The sequence below is a fragment of the Desulforhabdus sp. TSK genome, from assembly GCF_022836495.1.
Taxonomy (GTDB): Bacteria; Desulfobacterota; Syntrophobacteria; order Syntrophobacterales; family Syntrophobacteraceae; genus Desulforhabdus.
The window spans coordinates 25,415-43,127 of sequence record NZ_BQXM01000017.1; the positions used below are offsets into that span (position 1 = coordinate 25,415).

Consider the following 17,713-nt stretch of genomic DNA (forward strand, 5'->3'; position numbering starts at 1 on the left):
GACCCTCATGACGCTTGATGGTTATTCCAAACTGAATGCCCATCGCTTCTGTGAATGAGCAGGGGTTACCCGGGCATCAGGACGGACGGAAGCCATGTGGCAAGTCCCGGGAAGAAAAACACGATGATCCCGCCGAGCACCAGGCTGATCAAAAACGGGTAGACGCCCGAGTAGACGATGCTGAAGGGGGTCTTGGTGATTTGTTTGACGACAAAGACGCAAATGGCCATGGGTGGAATGACGACCCCGATCATGACGGTGATGGCGATCATGATCCCGAACCACAGGGGGTCGTAGCCGAGCTTGATGATGGCCGGGTAGAAAATAGGGGTTGCGAGAATCATGAAGGCCAGATCGTCGATGAAGGATCCGCCGATCAGGTAGATAAAAGAGATCATGATCAGGATGAACCAGGAAGGCGCATTCAGTCCCACGATCCAGTCCGCCGTGATCATCGGTATTTTTGTCACGGTGATGAAATGACCCAAAACCGTGGAGCCGACGATGAGCATGATGACCATGCAGGCGGATCGAACGGATTCAGAAGTGGACTGGATATAGCCTTTGATATCCATGTCTTTTCTGATGAGGCTCAGCACCAGGACGAGGAAGGTGCCGACACTGGCCGCCTCGGTCGGGGTGAAAAAACCGCCCATGATTCCGCCGATGACGAGGGAGAAGATAAAAAGTACGATCATCACTTCGGGCAGGGTTTTGACACGCTCGCCCCAGGAGAATTTCTCACTCTTGGGCCCCAGAGACGGGTTGAGCTTGCACCACCCGTAGATGACGCACAGGAAGAAAATGGCGATCATGAGCCCCGGCAAGATGCCGCCCAAAAAAAGCTTTCCGATGGATAGATCCGTGATGATGCCGTAAACGATCAGGGTAACACTCGGCGGCATGAGGATCCCGAGGGTGCCGACAGTCGCCACCACACCCGTCGAAAGTCTCCTGTCATAGTGGAACCGGTCCATTTCGGGGACCGCGACAAAGGCGAAAGTCGCCGAGGTGGCGGGTGAAGAGCCGCAGATGGCTTTGAAAACCGTCGCCCCCCCGACGGTGGCCATCGCCAGCCCGCCCGGGATATGGCCGATGAACTTATGGGCCGCATTGAAGAGACGTTTGGCGATCCCCGAGTTGAATGAAATCTGCCCCATCAGAACGAAGAGGGGAATCACGCTGAAGCCGTAGGAGGTGAGGACATCGTAAAAGTCCTTAGCCAAAAGATTTGACGCGGCATTCCATGAAACCAGGTACCCAAACCCGAGAAACCCCATGATGATCATGGCGAACGCCAGTTCGATTCCTGTAAAGAACAACACCAGCGTGATGATCAAAGCCAGCAATCCAACCGTTACCTCACTCATATTGCCCCCCTAAAATTTTCATCGCGTCCCCGATGAACACCAGGCACTGGACCAGGCAGCACAGACCGATCCCGTATCCAATGGGATAAAAGGGGATCTGCCGGGTGAGGGAGACTTCGCCCGATTGGAAGAGGTCGTTGGCATAAATGAAGAGGTTATAACCGATCCAGAGGAAGAGAGTGCAACTGGCGGTTCTCGTGACGAGGTGCACCAACTTTTGGTGCCCTTTAGGGAAACGCTGCACAAAAAAATCGACGAAAATATGTCCTCTGTAAAAGGAGGTAACGGGAATGCCGAAACCGATGGCGATGGCCCCACCCAAACCGACCATCTCGAAGGTTCCGACGATGGGCCTGCCAAAATACCTCAAGACTACATCCGATACGGTCAACAGCATGATGAAGGTCAGAGCCGTTCCTGCAATGACATTCATCAGCATGCACAATTTTTCCAAAAATTTCAGATAGCCTGCCATACCTGCTCCCGCCAGGACCCACAGGGGAAAATCGTTCCTCATCCGCTTCTTCCGCAAAGGGACTGGTCGGCCTTCCATTCCAGGGTCATACAATGAAAAAGGGGTGCATGGTGTCACCCCTTCCGGTTCATTCACATTCCAATGGACTGTTTACTGCTTCAGGAAATCCAGGCAGAACTTGAGTGACTCGTCACCCGGTAATCCCTTTTCTTTCGCACCCGCAACATATTCATCCAGGAGGGGTTTTACCCTGGCAGTCCATTTGGCGTCCTCCTCCGGAGAAAGCGCAAGGATCTTGTTGCCTCTGGCCTTGGTGAATTCCATGCCCTCCTTGTCGATCTCATCCCAGAGCTGTCCCTGCTTGGAGATCCATTCCTGGCTTACTTCCTCGAAAACCTTCTGTACATCCGGAGGCAGTGCGTCCCATTTGGCCTTGTTCATGATAATGAACATGCCGGTGGTATAGGCGGAGCCGTAGTTGGTGGTGGTGGAGGTGATGACCTCCCCCCATTTCCATCCCTGGAGCGATTCGATGGGCGCCAGGGCACCTTCGGCCACTCCCGTGCGCAGGGCGTCATAAGTTTCAGGCATGGCCGTGCCAACAGGAGCACCTCCCAGGCTGGTGACGATTTTGGCTGCCAGACCCGTTGCTCGAATCTTCTTGCCGGCCAGTTCCTCAAGTGTTGTGATGGGAGTCTTGGAGTGGAGGATGCCTGGTCCATGGGCATGAAGGTAGAGCACCTTCACTTCATCCAATTCTTTTGGCCGAAATTTAGCGTAGAAAGCGTTGACCAGGTTTGTTGCCTGGACCCCGCTCTTGTATCCCAGCGGAAGGTCTGTCACTTCCATGAGGGGAAACTTGCCCCGGGTATAGGCGAAGCAGCTCTGTCCGATGTCCGCGATGCCTTTGACGACACCGTCATAGGTCTGGGCGGCCGGCGTCAGGGTGCCGCCGGGAAAGAAGGTGATTTTCACTTTGCCGTTGCTGCGTTTTTCAACCTCCCTGCACCAGGCTTCGGAAAGTTGACTGTTCTTGTGAGGTGCGGGAAAGAAGCTTGAATAATTGAGCTTTATCTCCTCCGCAGAGGAGAGGCTCGGCACCGAGATGAAGCAAAAAGAGGCTATGACGATCGACAAAAACGACACAAGCAATAACTTTTTCATAAAATCCCCTCCTGAAATAAGTTCTGTTAGATGTATCCAGTCAGGCGTGCTCCAAGTGTCCTTTCCCATATCCTCAATCACGACTATTTTTTCCCGGCGGGCGGGTCACAAAGGAAGGGGGAGCTGTCGGAGCCGCTGTGATACTCGTAGATGCGGTCCCCTACTTTAAGGCGGATGAGCCAACCGTCCTCCAGCACCTGTGTGTAGGCCATGCCGGGTTTGGGGCATCCCCGCGAGCCGTCGGGCCAGGTGACCCGTCGCATCTCCAGGAGCTCGATCCCGCCCTTTTCCACCGAAAGCCGGCCTGCCAAATCTTCACGGGCCTGCTCCAGCACCCTCTCCTGCGACGGAGCGGCAGCTCCGCCCGCAGAAGTGGCCGCCTGATCGGCTCCCGTTTTGTCCATGGAGCTCCCTGCTTCCTGGGCAACGGTTTGGGGCGGATGCGTGATGAGATGATACGCCGTGCGTGTCCATCCGATCATTCCGATGGCGATGATGGATCCGGCAAGAATGAACATCCATTTCTGATGCATGTGTTACCCTGTGCCGCAGCAGCCTGCAGCCCTGTTTTCGCCGGTCTACTTTTCAATGCGCTTCATCTTTCCTGGTGGCTGCCCCTGCCAGGAATAATACACCGCACCGTTTTCCACAAAAATCCTGACGCCGGTGTCCGAAGAGATTTCATCCCCGTAGATGGTCCAATCTTTCCACCCCATGAAGCGCTTCTTGCCGCCGCGCGTGACGCGGTCAAAATAGAGGGCGTATTGGTCCCCATGTTTGACGAGCCAGTATTTGACGGGGTTGGCGTCGGAATCCCCCGTCTCCGTCGTCCGGACATAGACAATCTGCCATCCGCCCATGAGGAGAGGATTTGGCGGACTCACCACATGGCAGAAGGTCTTAGGCTCGCTTCCGGCTCCCATGGGCAAAATGGAGGAGCCCTTCCCCGCACAGCCGGGGCAGGCCAGGAGAGGAATGAGGATGAGGAGCATACTGAATCGTTTTTTCATTGCTGCCTCCTTGAGCATCCATCGTCATTTCATGTGGGAAAAGCGGGAGGGCTCGTCGTGAGATACCCTCCCGCCATCCGCCTCAAAATCCGACGTTCGGGCAGGCTTTCAGAGCTTCCTGGATGGCTTCCGCGGAATACTCTTCGTCTTTCAGGTCGCCCCGCAAATAAGTGTCATAGGCGCCAAGATCCAGAAATCCGTGTCCCGAGTAGAGAAAGATGATGGTTGTTCCCGGGGCCGCATCGCGCGCCATGTCGATGGCCGCCTTGATGGCATGGGAGGTTTCCGGCGCCGGCAGAAAACCCTCCGTCTGGAGGAAGAGCTTGGCGGCTTCGAAGACCTGCGTCTGATAGTAGGCTCGGGCTTCGATCAGTCCCAGCTTCGCGAGATGACTCAGAATGGGGGATTCTCCATGATAGCGCAGCCCGCCGGCGTGGATGGGAGGGGGAAAGAAGTTGTGGCCGAGGGTGTGCATTTTCAGGAGCGGAGTCAGGCGGGCCACGTCGCCGTAATCGTAGCGGTATTCACCCCGTGTGAGCGTCGGGCAGGCCTGGGGCTCCACGGCGACGAAGCGCATGGACTTGCCCGAGAGCTTATCGGGCACAAAGGGCAGGATCAACCCGGCGAAGTTGCTGCCGCCGCCTACGCATCCGATGAGGATATCGGGGTTTTCTCCGGCTATTTCCAACTGCTTTCTGGTTTCCAGCCCCATGATGGTCTGATGCAGGACCACGTGGTTGAGGACACTTCCCAGCGAATACTTGGTGTCTCTCCGCGAGACCGCATCCTCGATGGCTTCGGAGATGGCGACCCCCAGGCTGCCGCCGCAATGGGGGTCGGTTTCGAGCATGTGGCGCCCGAATTGAGTGCGCTCCGAGGGAGACGCGAAAACCTCCGCGCCGTAGGCCCTGATGAGGATCCCCCGGTAGGGCTTTTGCTCATAGCTGCACCGCACCATGTAAACGGTGCATTGGAGCCCGAACATCTGGCAGGCAAAGGAGAGTGCCGTGCCCCATTGCCCCGCACCGGTTTCCGTAGAGAGACGGCGAACCCCTTCCATTTTGTTGTAGTATGCCTGCGGAATGGCGGTGTTGGGCTTGTGGGAGCCTGCCGGTGAAACGGATTCATTCTTATAATAAATCTTGGCCCTGGTTCCGATGGCCGCCTCCAGGCGGTGAGCCCGGACGAGAGGGGTGGGGCGGTAGAGCCGGTAGATGTCCATGACCGGTTCCGGAATGGGAATCCAGGGAATGGGAGAGACTTCCTGCTCTATCAGGGACATGGGAAAGATGGGGGCCAGTTGCTCGGGGGTAATGGGCTCGAGTGTTTCCGGGTTCAAGGGTGGAGGCAGGGGCTCCGGTAAATGGGGGAGCACGTTGTACCATTGGTGGGGCATTTCTTTTTCGGGCAGGATGATTCGGTAGTCCATGAGTCGAATACCCTCCTTGATCTTTAAAGTTCTTATCTTCGAGGTTCGTCTGGGGATTGCAGGGATCCACTGCTTCAAACGCGAATGTTCCACAAGCAGTTTGATCAAACTACTATATTTGGGAGATCTTAGGAACGTTTCTTTATTGCACTTGACGAAAAAAAGCAAATGAAGCCAAGATGCATGGGGAATGAACAGGGGAGAGTAGAGCAAGCTGCAACCGGAATCGTCCAGATAGAGGGAGAAGACATGGGGAAGATCCTTGCCGTTTACGGAAGCCCCCGTCGTAAGGGGAACACATCGCGACTGCTGAAAGAGGCCGTGCAGGGCGCCCGGGATGCCGGGGCCGAGGTGGAGGAGATCGTCTTGCGAGACTTGAAAATGTCTCCCTGCCTGGAGATCTACGGCTGCAAAAACACCGGACGCTGCGCCATTCAGGATGATTTCCAGGGGGTCTATGATCGCCTGGTGGCCTGCGACGGCTTGATGCTCGCCTCTCCCATATTCTTTTACACGGTCAGCGCCCACACGAAAATCCTCATGGACCGATGCCAGTCCCTGTGGGTCAAGAAGTATTGGATCGACGGCGCGGTTTTTGGGAAGACCCAACCCACGCGCAAAGGGCTTTTCATTTCCGTCGGGGCAACGAAAGGGCCAAAGCTCTTCGACGGTGTTCATCTGACACTCAAGTATTTCTTCGATACCCTTGACATGGAGCTCTGGAAATCCTTGCTTTATCGAGGAATGGATTTCGAGGGGGATATCCTCGAACATCCCGATTATCTTAAGAAAGCCTACGAAGCTGGACGCGATTTCGCTGGAGCGGTTCAAGACGGGGGGAAGGGGTAAGGGCAGTTCATCGGGTGAAAAGACTTTTTACATCACACTCTTCAGGGCAGAAGGGAGCCGCAGGGGAAAAGAACCCGTGGGGGGCTTTCCGCATCGTGCTGCCCTATTTCAAACAGCATGCGCCACGGGTGGTTTTCGGGTTTTTGACCCTCATTGCCGTCGATTTCCTTCAGCTGGTCATTCCCCGCATCGTGAAAGTGGCGGTGGATTCCCTGCAGGAGGGCACCGCAACCCCCTCCAGGCTCCTTGATTACGGGGCCTTCATCGTCCTGCTGGCTCTTCTCATCGCGGCCATGCGGTTTCTCTGGAGGAATCTGCTCCTGGGGTTCTCGCGGCTGCTGGAAACCGACCTTCGCAATCGCATGTTTTCACACATCCTTTCCCTTGACCGGGCTTTCTTCCAGCGGAAGCCTCCCGGTGAAATCATGGCCCTCGCCACCAACGATCTTTCATCCGTCCAGCTGGCCGGCGGCATGGGGCTGGTGGCCTTTGTGGATGCCGTCTTCATGGGTATGGCGGCCATCGCCTTCATGGCATACATCGATCCCCTTCTGACCGCCATCGCCATCGCTCCCATGCCGGTGCTGGCCCTCCTCACCCGCTTTCTCTCCGCCCGCCTGCATCGCCGGTTCCGCAAAGTACAGGAGCAGTTTTCGTCCATGACGGAGTTTGTGCGCTCCACCTTTGCGTCCATTCGCCTCATCAAGGCGTACAACCAGGAAAGCTACCAGGCGTCCCGCTTCAACGCCCTGGGGGAAGCCTACGTGACGGACAACCTGCGGCTGGCGAAAATCTACGGAACCCTCTTTCCCGTGTCGGGGTTCGTCGGGAATATCAGCATGCTGCTGGTTCTCTTCTTCGGAGGTCGCATGACGATCCAGGGCCGCATTACCGTGGGCGATTTCGTGGCCTTCATCACCTATCTTTTTCTCATGACCTGGCCCATGATGGCTTTGGGTTGGGTGACTGACCTTTTCCAGCGGGGCATCACCTCCCTGGCCCGCATTCAGGAGCTGTTGCTGGAAGAACCGAAGTTGAAGGATCCTGTCTTCCCCCGGCCCGTTTCCCTCTCCCGAGGGGAAATTTCCCTGCGGGGGTTGTCGTTTTCCTATCTCGGCCATGAGGATCAGGGAGAGGTGCTTCGCGGGATCGATCTTCACATCCCTCCCGGTGTTTTCCTCGGTATCGTCGGGAAGACCGGCTCGGGCAAGACAACGCTGTGTCATCTCCTGGCCAGGCTCTATCCCGTGCAGGATGGGACCATTTTCTTTGACGGCATGGATGTGAACACCGTGCCGTTTTCGACCGTTCGAGGCGCCATCGCCTATGTGCCCCAGGAGGTCGTCCTGTTTTCCAACACCATTGCCTTCAACATCTCCATGGGAAAGCCCGAGGCGACTCCGGCGGAAATCGAGACCGTGGCGCGGGCGGCAGCCATCCACGATGAAATCGTGGCCATGCCCAACGGGTACGAGACCCGCATCGGAGAGAAAGGAGTCAAGCTTTCGGGGGGGCAGCGTCAGCGGCTGGCCATAGCGCGGGCACTCCTCCTGGACCGGCCCATTCTCATCATCGATGACGGACTTTCCGCCGTGGACATGGAGACCGAGCACGCCATCATCGGCTCCATTGCGAGCTATCTGAAAGGGCGCACCTGCATCGTCGTGTCTCACCGGGTCGCTCCCCTGGCGGACGCCCAGGAGATTGTCGTCATGGAGGGAGGACGCATCGTGGAACGGGGGAGCCATGCACACCTCCTGGAGCACAGCCCCTTTTACGCCACCATTTACCGCCAGCAAACCGAGCGGGCGTAGGGCCGGCCGGGTGGGACAGGTCATATGAATCACGAGTACGGGTATTTCGAAGAGGATCAGATCGGGCGGATCGGGGACATCAAGCTCTGGCGGAACCTCCTGGTGTTTATCCTTCCCCAGTGGCGCTGGATCGCACTGGCGGTGATTCTGGCCCTGGGGATCACCGCATCGACACTGCTCCTGCCGCGCCTTGTCCAGCTGGGGATGGACCGCTATATCATCGACAGCAGTCTCGGCACGGATGAGCGGATCGAAGGTCTGGCGCGGCTGGGTGGAATCTTTCTGGCAGTGGTGCTGGCGGGATTCGTGGTGAATTTCTTCCAGGTGATGGTTCTGGAATGGACGGGCCAGCGCATCATGCACGCTCTGAGGCAGCATCTTTTCCAACACATCCTGCAGCTGAACCTTTCCTTTTTTCACAGGCATTCCGTCGGTCGGCTGGTGACCCGCCTGACCAATGACATTCAAAATATGTATGAAATGTTCACGTCCGTCATCGTCACCTTATTCAACGACGGTGTGAAGCTTGCAGGAATCCTGGGCATCCTTTTCTGGATGAACTGGCGGCTGGCGCTGATCCTCAGCCTGACGTTCCCCATCATGCTCGTCATCACGGTGTATTTCGGCCGGCTGAGCCGGGATGCCTTCCGGCGGATCCGTACGCATCTGGCCGGCATCAATGCCTACATCCAGGAGATCGTTTCGGGGATCTCGGTGATCCAGATTTTTCTGAGGGAAAAAGACGCTCACGGCCAGTTCCGGCAACTGAACGACCGCTACTATCAGTCGGCTCTTTACCAGATCCGGATTTTCGGGATTTTCATTCCCCTCATTGAAGTCATGAGCTCGGCGTCTCTGGCTCTCATCATCTGGTACGGCGGCGGGGAAATCCTGCGCGAGCACATGACCCTGGGTGTCCTGACGGCATTCATTTCCTACATGCGCCTTTTCTTTCAGCCCCTGCGGGAGCTTTCCCAGAAGTATTCCATCGTGCAGTCGGCCATGGCGTCGGCGGAGCGCATCTTTCATCTGCTGGAAACGAGGGAGATGCTGCCTGTTCCTCCCGAGCCTCTTTCCCCGGCGAGGGTGAACGGGCATATCGCCTTCGAGGGAGTGGAATTTGAATATGAGGCGGGCCGGCCCGTGTTGAAAGACCTTTCTTTCGAAGTGCAGCCGGGGGAAACCCTGGCTGTCGTGGGGGCCACGGGCTCCGGCAAGACGACGCTCATCAACCTGTTGGAGCGGCTGTACGACCCCCTGGAGGGAAGCATCCGCCTTGACGGAACGGATCTGCGCCGGCTGGATCTTCGCTGGCTCCGGGATCAAATCGGCCTGGTCATGCAGGACGTTTTCATTGTGCCTGGGAGTATCCGGGAGAATATCCTCCTGGACCGTCACATGCCCGAGGAAGAGCTGGATCGCATCGTTCGCCTTTCACAATTGTCGGAGCTGGTGAAGAACCTGCCCCGGGGGTTGGACACGAAGATCGGCGAGGGCGCCATGGATTTTTCCGCGGGCCAGAAGCAGCTGCTGGCCTTTGCGCGGGTCCTCGCGCGCAACCCCCGCATCCTCGTGCTGGACGAGGCCACGGCCAACGTCGACACCGAAACGGAGATGCTCATCGAACAGGCCATCCAGGCGGCCATGGCGAACCGTACGAGCATCGTCATCGCCCATCGCCTCTCCACCATACGGCGTGCCCAACGCATCCTCGTCATGGACCACGGGCGTATCGTGGAGCAGGGAACCCATGAAGACCTCATGGCCCGGGGCGGGCTCTATTCTCACCTCCAGTCCCTGCAAAATGGAGACGGCCGGGGGGGCGGGCTTCGCCTCGCAGCCTCTGACAGCGGTGAGGAAACTGTTTGAGCCTGAACGAGGGTCCTGAATGTCGGACCCTCACAGGAAAGCCTGCCGGTATGGCGCTGGGATGCTGGACGGCTTTTGGTCCTCAGTTGGAGTCAGAAAAAGGATCGAATGAAGGGCACGAGGGCGACAAGGAGGGGGGCCATGGCCAGGGCCGGCAGGAAGTTCGCCAGGCGAAGCTCCTTGAGGTCCAGGAGCTTGAGCCCGATTCCCACGATGATGAGTCCCCCGGTGGCCGTCATTTCGGCGATCATGGGGTCCGTGAGGACCTTGGCGAAAATGCCGGCGAAGAGGGTCAATCCCCCCTGATAAATCAGGACACTGAGGGCCGAGAGGGAAATCCCCCAGCCGAGGCTCGCGGAAAAGGCGATGGATGCAAAGCCGTCCAGCATGGATTTCACGGCCAGCGTCCGGTAGTCTCCCGTCAGACCGTCCTGAATGGAGCCCAGGATGGCCATGGGACCCACGCAGAAAACAAGGCTGGCCATGACAAAGCCTTCACTGATATTGCGAGCGGTGTTTCCTTTGCTGCCGCGGGACAGTGCCGACTGCAAAAGGGCTCCGAGCTTTTTCAGCGCATCGTCGATCCTGAGGATTTCTCCCAGGATGGAACCGGTCAGAATGGCTCCCAGGACAATGAGGATATTCTTGGTTTCCAGGGCCATCTGCAGCCCCACCAGGACCGTGACGAGTCCGAGGCCCTGGAGCGCCGTGTCGCGCATCTTTTCCGAAAGCCGCGAGCCGATGGTCACGCCCAGGAGGCTTCCGGCCAAAATCGTCCCCGCGTTGATGAGGGTGCCTACCATATTCAGTGTCTCCTTTCCAGGGTCGAACCTGTTTTTTCTGCTCCACTGCTCCGGCCGGCCGTGTCCAGGAAGGTGATCCGTTCCACGAGGGGCGGGTGGGAGTAATGAAACCGCACATAGAGGGGATGAGGAGCGAGATTTGATAGATTGTCGAGGGCCATGCGTTTGAGGGCTGCCACGAGATGGTCCGGCGTCTTCAGAAAGCGTGCGGCGAACAGGTCCGCCTGCCGTTCGAAGTGCCGGGAAAGCCCCGTGTAAAAGGGCTGCAAAAAAAATCCCGCTTTCTGCCAGGCGATGCCGACGAGAAAGAGCCCTGCGTAGGTTTGGGAGCTTTCAAAACCGAAGGCGGCATAAACGGCAGGCCATTCCATGATCCTGTAAGTCAGGTAGAAGCCCGCCAGGAGGGAGAGCTCGAAGAAGAGGAGCTGTTTGGGCACATGTTTCTCTTTGTAATGCCCCACCTCATGGGCCAGGACCGAAAGGATTTCATCACGGGAATGGGCTTCGAGGAGCGTATCGTAGAGCACGATTTGTTTCGTCTTTCCCAGCCCGGTGAAGTAGGCGTTGGTGTGGCGGCTCCGCCGTCCGGCATCCATCTGCAAAATTTTTCTGACCTGGATTCCGTTCTGCTGCATCAGGGCACCTATTTTCTCCGACAGCTCCATATTATCCTGAAGCGGGACAAACTTGTTGAACAGGGGCGCAAGAACGACGGGGTACAGCAGGACCAATACGATCTGAATACCGGAGACAATGGCGAAAGCCCACAGCCACCAGCGGGTGGGGGAGCTTTGAACCACCGTCAGTGTGGCGCTCAGGATCACAGTGAACAGACACAGGGAGACCAGTCCCGACTTGAGATGATCTACTACCCAGGTTCGGAGTGTCGTGCGGTTGAATCCGAACGCCTCCTCGATGACGAAGGTGTGATAGTAATCGAAGGGGAGCTCCGCCAGGAACAGCAGGAAGCCCGGGATGGTAAAAAAAAGAAGCCCGGCGAGGATGCTGTGCACCTCATGACTGAACAGCCGGTTTCCCAAAGCGGTCATGAAGCCCGAAAGAATGAGCAGCAGAAGTATCCCCTGGGCGGTGAGATCCGAGAGTATGCCAAGCCGCGTTTTGGCGCGGGTATAGGCCGTGATTTTTGAAAGTTTGGAGGCATCCAGCATCCCTTCGAAACAGGGGGGAGCCCCTTTTCCAAAACGTTCCATGTGGCGGAGATTCAGTCGATCCAGCCACCAGGAAAAAAGAGCCTGAGCCAGGTAAAGAGCCAGGAAGATTGTCAAGACGAGATGCGGTTGCTGCATGATGGACCTACCCATTTTAGATGTTGCTTCCGGGGAATGAAGCCGACGCGTCCAGGTGCCGGACGGCCGGTGACCATGCGTTCCGTGTTACCCCGTGTGAAACCGATGAAAGTAATGGAATCGAACGGTAAAGGAAAGGAAAAAGGGTCCGGACGCTGCCGTGCCCAGTGTTGGATGGGATCGGTTGCTTTTTCTCCTTTAAGCAGTTATATTGCCTTCTACATTAGGATTTTGGCCGAAGCTCGTACCATCTGTTCCGAAGTCTTTTCAACCCCCCCTTTTTTTACAGAAGGAGCGAAAAATGGCTATTTTTAAGTGCAACAATTGTGGCAATACCATAGATGTTCAGGCGCCCCCTGAAACCTGTCCTTCATGCAAAGAGAAGTGTGAATTCGTGGATGTCTCCTGCTATATCCCCGAGTGCGGTGGTGCCGGCTCCCCCAACGTCAATCCGCAGGTTTTCCAGGAAAGCTACAAGGCGGACAAGAAATAGCCGCCTTCTTGAGACGGGAATCCTTCTTAAAGCTTGTTTGTCCAAGCCTCAGCACCCGGGTTGCACGGGGCTGTTGAGGCCGCGCCTCATCCAGGGAGGACCGACTCGGCTGGCCAGGCCGGGTCGGTCCAGACCCGCATTCCCACCGGGCATCTGCCCATTTCCCATACGCTCTTCTGCTCCAGCCCATTGAAACTCTTTGACTTTCATGGTTGTAATTTGTCCATCCCGCTTGACTTGATCGGTCACGTGCCTATCGTTTAGTACATGAACGAAAGTCCGAGTGATTTGTCATTTCTCGAGTACACTCTGGAAATCCATCTGAAAGGAGGGATACATCCATGAAAGATAAGGGCGGTTTACATCAGAAGGTTCAAGAATTCTGTGATTGCTATGCCACGACGGACTTTTTGAGGGAAATGTCGGTCGTGAAAGCAGAACCCGATAAGGCGGATGGTGCATTGAAATGGTTGGCTCTGGCGGTTCTCCATGGGGTCAACGACAATGCCAAAAGAATATCCATCACCAGGAAGTCTGACGGGAGGGTGAATGTCGTCGCCAAATACCGCAGGTCGGAATTGCCCGATCCGGGTGCAGAAATAGGTGAGAAGATTTTTGAAGCCGTGAAGGGGATCACTCATTTAGAGGGTGAAAAAGGCAGCATTCCCCTGGCTCTCGGTATTCGGGACAGCAGCCTTGAGGTTGTTGTGGACGTGGAGAAGGACGAGGAAGGGGAGACGGTCACCATCAAGTTTCCCGGTTGATCCCTGCTATTCGTCGGGGGCGGTCTTCGGCCGCTTGTCATCCAGTTCCGGCAGAATGTGGTCTAAGATGCCGTTTATGAAAGCGCCGGAGTCTTCGCTCCCGAAATGTTTCCCCAGCTCCACTGCCTCGTTGATGGATACCTTGGGAGGGATGTCCGGGCAGTGCAGCATCTCGAAAAGCGCGATACGCAAAATATTACGGTCCACCACGGGCATCCGGTAGAGACGCCAGTGCTGTGAGGCAGAGCCAATCAAGGCGTCCAATTCGCTCTGGTGCAGCTCGACCCCCATGATGAGCTTCTCGGCAAAGGGCCTCACTTCCATGGGGATATCGACGTCGAGATCCTCGTCATCCTCAAAAAGTCGATAGTACAGTTCCATGGCCTGCTCGGGAGGCGTTTCACTCATCTCCATGGCATATAGCACCTGGAGTGCGATTTCACGGGAACGCCTTCTGCGACTCACTTTAGATTTCACTTTTCCTGATCCCCGAAGAAGCCAAAGGGGCGGCTGGAGGCCCACCCCTTTCAAAGACTTCCGTCATGCCATGATCGATCGTGATCGTGTGTCATTAAAAGCTTTTGGACACACTTCTATGCTCGATGAGGTATAAAACTTTCGCTTCGATGGTTCCCTGTTTTTTGTAGGAGCGGCATCCTGCAAAAAGGGAGTTTCCAAGCCTTAATGCGTATAAAAACTTCCCTACGGGTTGATGCCCCTGAGGAGGTTGGCCATCTCGATGGCGGCCATGGCTGCGTCCCAGCCCTTGTTGCCCGCCTTGGAGCCCGCCCGTTCGATGGCCTGTTCCAGGGTGTCCGTCGTGAGGACGCCGAAAGCGATGGGAATATCCGTCTCCAGGCTGACATGGGCAATGCCCTTGGAGACCTCGTTGGCAACGTAGTCGAAGTGAGGTGTTGCTCCGCGTATGACGGCGCCGAGGCAAATGACGGCATCATACCGACCGCTCTTGGCTACCTTTTTTGCCACGAGGGGTATTTCGAAGGCGCCGGGCACCTTGAACAGGTCGATGTCCTTTTCATCCGCTCCGCTGCGTTTGAGGGCATCCATGGCCCCACCCACCAATCGCTCCCCGATGAAATCGTTGAAGCGGCTGACAATGATACCAAAGCGAAGATCCTGGGCGAGAAGGTTCCCTTCATAGATTTTCATTTCTTGGCTTCCCTTTCTTCAATGCAGCTGATGAGATGCCCCATTTTGGCGCATTTGGTGGTCAAGTATTGGATGTTGCATTCATTGGGCGGGATTTCCAGGGGAACCCGTTCCGTGACGGTGATGCCGTAACCCTGCAGGCCGACAATCTTCTTGGGATTGTTGGTCATGAGGCGCATCTTCCGGATCCCCAAATCCACCAGGATCTGGGCTCCAATGCCGTAATCCCGGAGATCATCCTTGAAGCCCAGCACCCGGTTGGCCTCGACGGTATCGTAACCCTGTTCCTGAAGGGCGTAGGCTTTGATCTTATTGACAATCCCGATGCCTCTTCCTTCATGGTTGCGCATATAGAGGACCACACCCTTGCCGGTCCGGTCGATTTGCATCATGGCCGCCCGGAGCTGGGACCCGCAGTCGCACCGGAGGGATCCGAAGACATCCCCCGTGAGACATTCGGAATGCACCCGGACCAGCACTTCGTCTTCCGGCGTGATCTCCCCCTTTACCAGCGCAATATGGCTGTAGTCATCGATGGCGTTGTTGTAGACAATGCACCGGAATTCACCGCCGAAGGCTGAGGGCAGCATTGCCTCTGCAGCCCGGCGGACGAACATCTCGTGCTGCATGCGGTAGTTGATGAGGTCTGCGACCGTGACGATCTTCAGATCATGTTCGGCGGCAAAGACCTCCAGATCGGGCATTCTGGCCATCGTCCCGTCATCTTTCATGATTTCACAGATGACCCCGGCCGCTCTCAACCCTGCCATGCGGGAGAGATCAACAGATCCTTCCGTCTGACCGGTCCTGAAAAGCACGCCGCCCTTTCGGGCGCGGAGCGGGAATATATGCCCGGGGCTCACGAGGTCTTCCGGCTTCGCATCGTCTGCAATGGCCGTCAGAATCGTGTGAGCGCGGTCCGCCGCGCTGATTCCCGTGGTGACTCCATGACGGGCTTCGATAGAGACCGTGAAAGCGGTCTGGTAGGGAGACCGGTTGTCGGTGACCATCATGGAAAGCTTGAGACGCTCCACATACTCCGGGGAAAGGGAAAGGCAGATCAGCCCCCGCCCATGTTTGGCCATGAAATTGATGGCTTCAGGGGTGACCTTCTCGGCGGCCATGCAGAGGTCCCCTTCGTTCTCACGGTCTTCGTCGTCCACCAGAATGACGATCTTGCCCTGGCGAATGTCTTCCAAAGCCTCGGGGATGCTTGCCACAGGCATTTTGCAGCACTCCTTATATACATATGAAAAAATGATGAGGGCCGTGAAGGCCCTCGGGAAAATTCTTGAGCCTGGATTCTATAGCATGAACATCGGCCTTTAACAAGGAGCCGGTCGCAGGCTCTGGAGGGAATAGAGGCTCATAAAAAGCCGTGCTGTTGAAGGAATGCCGCATCGATAGCGCTCTTTTTGGGAGGCTTCTCCTCCGAGGAAGTCCAGCTGCGAAGCATCTTTTCGACATATTTGCCAATGAGATCCGTTTCGATATTGACCGCGTCCCCCACCTGGAGCTCTTCGATGGTGGTTTCCTTTGCTGTGTGGGGGATGATGTTGACATCGAACCGCCCTTCAGAGCACCCGTTTACCGTGAGGCTGATGCCGTTGATGGCGACCGAGCCCTTTTCGATGATGTACCGGGTGATCTCTATGGGAACTTCGAAAACGAGACGCCAGGAACGTCCTTCCCGTACTCGATCTTTCAAAATGCCGATGGCGTCTACATGGCCGCTCACGAGATGTCCGCCGAGGCGATCCCCCAGCCGCAATGCCCGTTCCAGGTTGAGCCGTTTTCCCAGCTGTTTGCGGCCGAGGGTCGTACAGCTCAGGGTTTCCGCCGAAACGTCCACGGTGAAGACGGTTCCCTCGAAAGAAACCACCGTGAGGCACGCTCCATCCACGGCGATGCTTTCCCCCAGTGTCAGGTTCTCCATGGCGTAACGGGCTTGAAGGACCATTTTGGCATCGGGTCCATGGCGGTCGATGCGAAGCAGGGTCCCCGTCCCCTCGATCAATCCTGTAAACATGAATTCTCCGTCTCAATACAGCTGCTCGTGGAATCTTCCCGAGAGCAGAACATCCCCGGCGTAACGCCGTGTGCGCATCTCGTAGACCGGGAGGGCTTCGGACATCTTTTCCCGATGTCCGCCCTGGATCATGGGAATGCCTTCTGGATCCCCCAGAATCTTCGGAGCATAAAAAAAATGGAAGTCATCCGCGAGGCCCTGTTCCAGGAAGGCGCCTAACACCTTTGATCCTCCCTCCACCAGGAGGCTGCAGACCTGGCGTTGGCCCAGAACCTTGAGAAAGGCTTTCAAGTCGATCCGTCCCTCTTGGGTGGGCAGGCGCAGGACTTCGACTCCGGCTTCCGTGAGACGATTTTCCCGCTCCCGGGGAGCGTCCTCTCCACAGGCGATCCAGACCGCTACCTGGCGTGCGGTCTTCACGAGCTTGCTCTCCAGGGGAAGCCTCAAGTGCGTGTCCAGGATGATCCGAACCGGCTGGCGGAAGGGGGGCCTTCGAGAGATGCGGGCGGTCAGCTCGGGGTCGTCGTTCAACGCCGTTCCGATCCCCACGAGAATTCCGTCCAGGGCACACCGCAGCTGGTGAACAAACCGCCGGGATCTTTCGTTGCTGATCCATCGCGAATCACCGCTTCCGGTGGCGATGCGACCATCGAGGGTGGCGGCGGCTTTGAGGGTCACATAGGGGGTGCCAGTGATAACATGCTTGATGAAGGCCTGGTTCAACAGGCGGCATTCCTTCTCGAGAACACGTGAGACGATTTCGACGCCCCGGGATCTCAGACGTTCCATGCCGCCACCCGCAACGAGCGGGTTGGGGTCTTCCATACCCACGACGACCCGAGCGATCCCTGCCTGGAGCACGGCTTCCGTACAGGGCGGAGTTCTTCCGTAATGGTTGCAGGGCTCCAGGGTGACGTAAAGCGTTCCTCCCCGCGCCGCTGCTCCCGCATGCCGCAGGGCATGCACTTCAGCGTGAGGGCCTCCCACCTTCTCGTGGTATCCCTTTCCGACAATGGTGCCGTCCACCACGACAACCGCTCCCACCATGGGATTGGGACTGGTCCACCCCCTGCCGAGAGCAGCGAGCCGCAGCGCCTCTCGCATGAAAACCACGTCGGAGTCGATGGTTGAGCTCATGGTCTTGTCACTCAAGAGGTTTCCACAGCG

The 17,713-nt window shown here is 56.9% G+C and carries 18 protein-coding genes; 5 read left to right on the plus strand and 13 right to left on the minus strand.

Going from position 1 to position 17,713, the window contains the following annotated elements:
* Positions 1–65: 65 nt before the first annotated feature.
* The 6 genes from MWC30_RS11540 to MWC30_RS11565 all read right to left on the minus strand — a co-directional run bounded on the left by MWC30_RS11540 (position 66) and on the right by MWC30_RS11565 (position 5,448).
* The gene (locus MWC30_RS11540; protein WP_244084333.1) at positions 66–1,370 is read right to left on the minus strand and encodes a TRAP transporter large permease; all 1,305 of its coding nucleotides are present in this window, start codon (positions 1,368–1,370) and stop codon (positions 66–68) included.
* Entirely contained in the window at positions 1,363–1,887 is a 525-nt protein-coding gene (locus MWC30_RS11545) for a TRAP transporter small permease (RefSeq protein ID WP_244084334.1), read from the minus strand. Before MWC30_RS11545 ends, MWC30_RS11540 begins: the two co-directional genes overlap by 8 nt.
* A gap of 108 nt (positions 1,888–1,995) precedes the next feature.
* Entirely contained in the window at positions 1,996–3,009 is a 1,014-nt protein-coding gene (locus tag MWC30_RS11550; RefSeq protein WP_244084335.1) for a TRAP transporter substrate-binding protein, read from the minus strand.
* A gap of 83 nt (positions 3,010–3,092) precedes the next feature.
* Positions 3,093–3,542, minus strand: coding sequence for a hypothetical protein (locus MWC30_RS11555; RefSeq protein ID WP_244084336.1), 450 nt, complete (start codon positions 3,540–3,542; stop codon positions 3,093–3,095).
* A 45-nt stretch (positions 3,543–3,587) separates the two neighbouring features.
* A complete protein-coding gene (locus MWC30_RS11560; protein WP_244084337.1) occupies positions 3,588–4,019 on the minus strand; it encodes a hypothetical protein in 432 nt (143 codons plus the stop codon).
* Between the two features lie 82 nt (positions 4,020–4,101).
* The gene (locus MWC30_RS11565) at positions 4,102–5,448 is read right to left on the minus strand and encodes a TrpB-like pyridoxal phosphate-dependent enzyme (protein ID WP_244084338.1); all 1,347 of its coding nucleotides are present in this window, start codon (positions 5,446–5,448) and stop codon (positions 4,102–4,104) included.
* 168 nt (positions 5,449–5,616) lie between these two features.
* On the opposite strand from MWC30_RS11565, the gene MWC30_RS11570 reads away from it, so the two are divergent.
* Genes MWC30_RS11570 through MWC30_RS11580 form a run of 3 tightly spaced genes read left to right on the plus strand, consistent with a single transcriptional unit; the run spans position 5,617 to position 9,980 of the window.
* Entirely contained in the window at positions 5,617–6,297 is a 681-nt protein-coding gene (locus MWC30_RS11570; protein WP_244084339.1) for a flavodoxin family protein, read from the plus strand.
* Between the two features lie 14 nt (positions 6,298–6,311).
* Positions 6,312–8,111 (plus strand): ABC transporter ATP-binding protein, encoded by a 1,800-nt coding sequence (locus tag MWC30_RS11575; RefSeq protein WP_244084340.1) that lies wholly within the window; start codon positions 6,312–6,314, stop codon positions 8,109–8,111.
* A gap of 24 nt (positions 8,112–8,135) precedes the next feature.
* The gene (locus MWC30_RS11580; RefSeq protein ID WP_244084341.1) at positions 8,136–9,980 is read left to right on the plus strand and encodes an ABC transporter ATP-binding protein; all 1,845 of its coding nucleotides are present in this window, start codon (positions 8,136–8,138) and stop codon (positions 9,978–9,980) included.
* 92 nt (positions 9,981–10,072) lie between these two features.
* Here the strand turns inward: MWC30_RS11580 and MWC30_RS11585 are convergent, their stop codons facing one another.
* Complete coding sequence (locus tag MWC30_RS11585) at positions 10,073–10,783, minus strand: DUF554 domain-containing protein (protein WP_244084342.1); 711 nt, start codon at positions 10,781–10,783, stop codon at positions 10,073–10,075.
* 2 nt (positions 10,784–10,785) lie between these two features.
* Positions 10,786–12,105: a M48 family metallopeptidase gene (locus MWC30_RS11590; RefSeq protein ID WP_244084343.1), complete on the minus strand. Its 1,320-nt coding sequence runs from the start codon at positions 12,103–12,105 to the stop codon at positions 10,786–10,788.
* A 286-nt stretch (positions 12,106–12,391) separates the two neighbouring features.
* On the opposite strand from MWC30_RS11590, the gene MWC30_RS11595 reads away from it, so the two are divergent.
* The gene (locus tag MWC30_RS11595; protein ID WP_244084344.1) at positions 12,392–12,583 is read left to right on the plus strand and encodes a hydrogenase maturation nickel metallochaperone HypA; all 192 of its coding nucleotides are present in this window, start codon (positions 12,392–12,394) and stop codon (positions 12,581–12,583) included.
* Between the two features lie 341 nt (positions 12,584–12,924).
* On the plus strand, positions 12,925–13,347 hold the full coding sequence (locus tag MWC30_RS11600) for a hypothetical protein (protein ID WP_244084345.1): 423 nt from the start codon (positions 12,925–12,927) through the stop codon (positions 13,345–13,347).
* Between the two features lie 6 nt (positions 13,348–13,353).
* Here MWC30_RS11600 and nusB read toward each other — a convergent pair whose 3' ends face one another.
* From nusB to ribD, 5 genes are all read right to left on the minus strand, one after another.
* Positions 13,354–13,824, minus strand: a complete 471-nt coding sequence (nusB, locus tag MWC30_RS11605; RefSeq protein WP_244084346.1) for a transcription antitermination factor NusB — start codon at positions 13,822–13,824, stop codon at positions 13,354–13,356.
* Positions 13,825–14,049: 225 nt separating this feature from the next.
* A complete protein-coding gene (ribE, locus tag MWC30_RS11610) occupies positions 14,050–14,517 on the minus strand; it encodes a 6,7-dimethyl-8-ribityllumazine synthase (RefSeq protein ID WP_244084347.1) in 468 nt (155 codons plus the stop codon).
* Positions 14,514–15,743 (minus strand): bifunctional 3,4-dihydroxy-2-butanone-4-phosphate synthase/GTP cyclohydrolase II, encoded by a 1,230-nt coding sequence (locus MWC30_RS11615; RefSeq protein WP_244084348.1) that lies wholly within the window; start codon positions 15,741–15,743, stop codon positions 14,514–14,516. The genes ribE and MWC30_RS11615 overlap by 4 nt, the downstream gene beginning before the upstream one ends.
* 140 nt (positions 15,744–15,883) lie before the next feature.
* Positions 15,884–16,546 (minus strand): riboflavin synthase, encoded by a 663-nt coding sequence (locus MWC30_RS11620; RefSeq protein ID WP_244084349.1) that lies wholly within the window; start codon positions 16,544–16,546, stop codon positions 15,884–15,886.
* Positions 16,547–16,558: 12 nt separating this feature from the next.
* Positions 16,559–17,698 (minus strand): bifunctional diaminohydroxyphosphoribosylaminopyrimidine deaminase/5-amino-6-(5-phosphoribosylamino)uracil reductase RibD, encoded by a 1,140-nt coding sequence (ribD, locus tag MWC30_RS11625; RefSeq protein ID WP_244084350.1) that lies wholly within the window; start codon positions 17,696–17,698, stop codon positions 16,559–16,561.
* Positions 17,699–17,713 lie beyond the last annotated feature (15 nt).

Excerpts from the sequence above, each read along its gene's own strand:
- MWC30_RS11540 (WP_244084333.1), bottom strand. The coding sequence starts at position 1,370 with ATGAGTGAGGTAACGGTTGGATTGCTGGCTTTGATCATCACGCTGGTG.
- MWC30_RS11545 (WP_244084334.1), bottom strand. The coding sequence starts at position 1,887 with ATGAGGAACGATTTTCCCCTGTGGGTCCTGGCGGGAGCAGGTATGGCA.
- MWC30_RS11550 (WP_244084335.1), bottom strand. The coding sequence starts at position 3,009 with ATGAAAAAGTTATTGCTTGTGTCGTTTTTGTCGATCGTCATAGCCTCT.
- MWC30_RS11555 (WP_244084336.1), bottom strand. The coding sequence starts at position 3,542 with ATGCATCAGAAATGGATGTTCATTCTTGCCGGATCCATCATCGCCATC.
- MWC30_RS11560 (WP_244084337.1), bottom strand. The coding sequence starts at position 4,019 with ATGAAAAAACGATTCAGTATGCTCCTCATCCTCATTCCTCTCCTGGCC.
- MWC30_RS11565 (WP_244084338.1), bottom strand. The coding sequence starts at position 5,448 with ATGGACTACCGAATCATCCTGCCCGAAAAAGAAATGCCCCACCAATGG.
- MWC30_RS11570 (WP_244084339.1), top strand. The coding sequence starts at position 5,617 with ATGAAGCCAAGATGCATGGGGAATGAACAGGGGAGAGTAGAGCAAGCT.
- MWC30_RS11580 (WP_244084341.1), top strand. The coding sequence starts at position 8,136 with ATGAATCACGAGTACGGGTATTTCGAAGAGGATCAGATCGGGCGGATC.
- MWC30_RS11585 (WP_244084342.1), bottom strand. The coding sequence starts at position 10,783 with ATGGTAGGCACCCTCATCAACGCGGGGACGATTTTGGCCGGAAGCCTC.
- MWC30_RS11590 (WP_244084343.1), bottom strand. The coding sequence starts at position 12,105 with ATGGGTAGGTCCATCATGCAGCAACCGCATCTCGTCTTGACAATCTTC.
- MWC30_RS11595 (WP_244084344.1), top strand. The coding sequence starts at position 12,392 with ATGGCTATTTTTAAGTGCAACAATTGTGGCAATACCATAGATGTTCAG.
- MWC30_RS11600 (WP_244084345.1), top strand. The coding sequence starts at position 12,925 with ATGAAAGATAAGGGCGGTTTACATCAGAAGGTTCAAGAATTCTGTGAT.
- ribE (WP_244084347.1), bottom strand. The coding sequence starts at position 14,517 with ATGAAAATCTATGAAGGGAACCTTCTCGCCCAGGATCTTCGCTTTGGT.
- MWC30_RS11615 (WP_244084348.1), bottom strand. The coding sequence starts at position 15,743 with ATGCCTGTGGCAAGCATCCCCGAGGCTTTGGAAGACATTCGCCAGGGC.
- MWC30_RS11620 (WP_244084349.1), bottom strand. The coding sequence starts at position 16,546 with ATGTTTACAGGATTGATCGAGGGGACGGGGACCCTGCTTCGCATCGAC.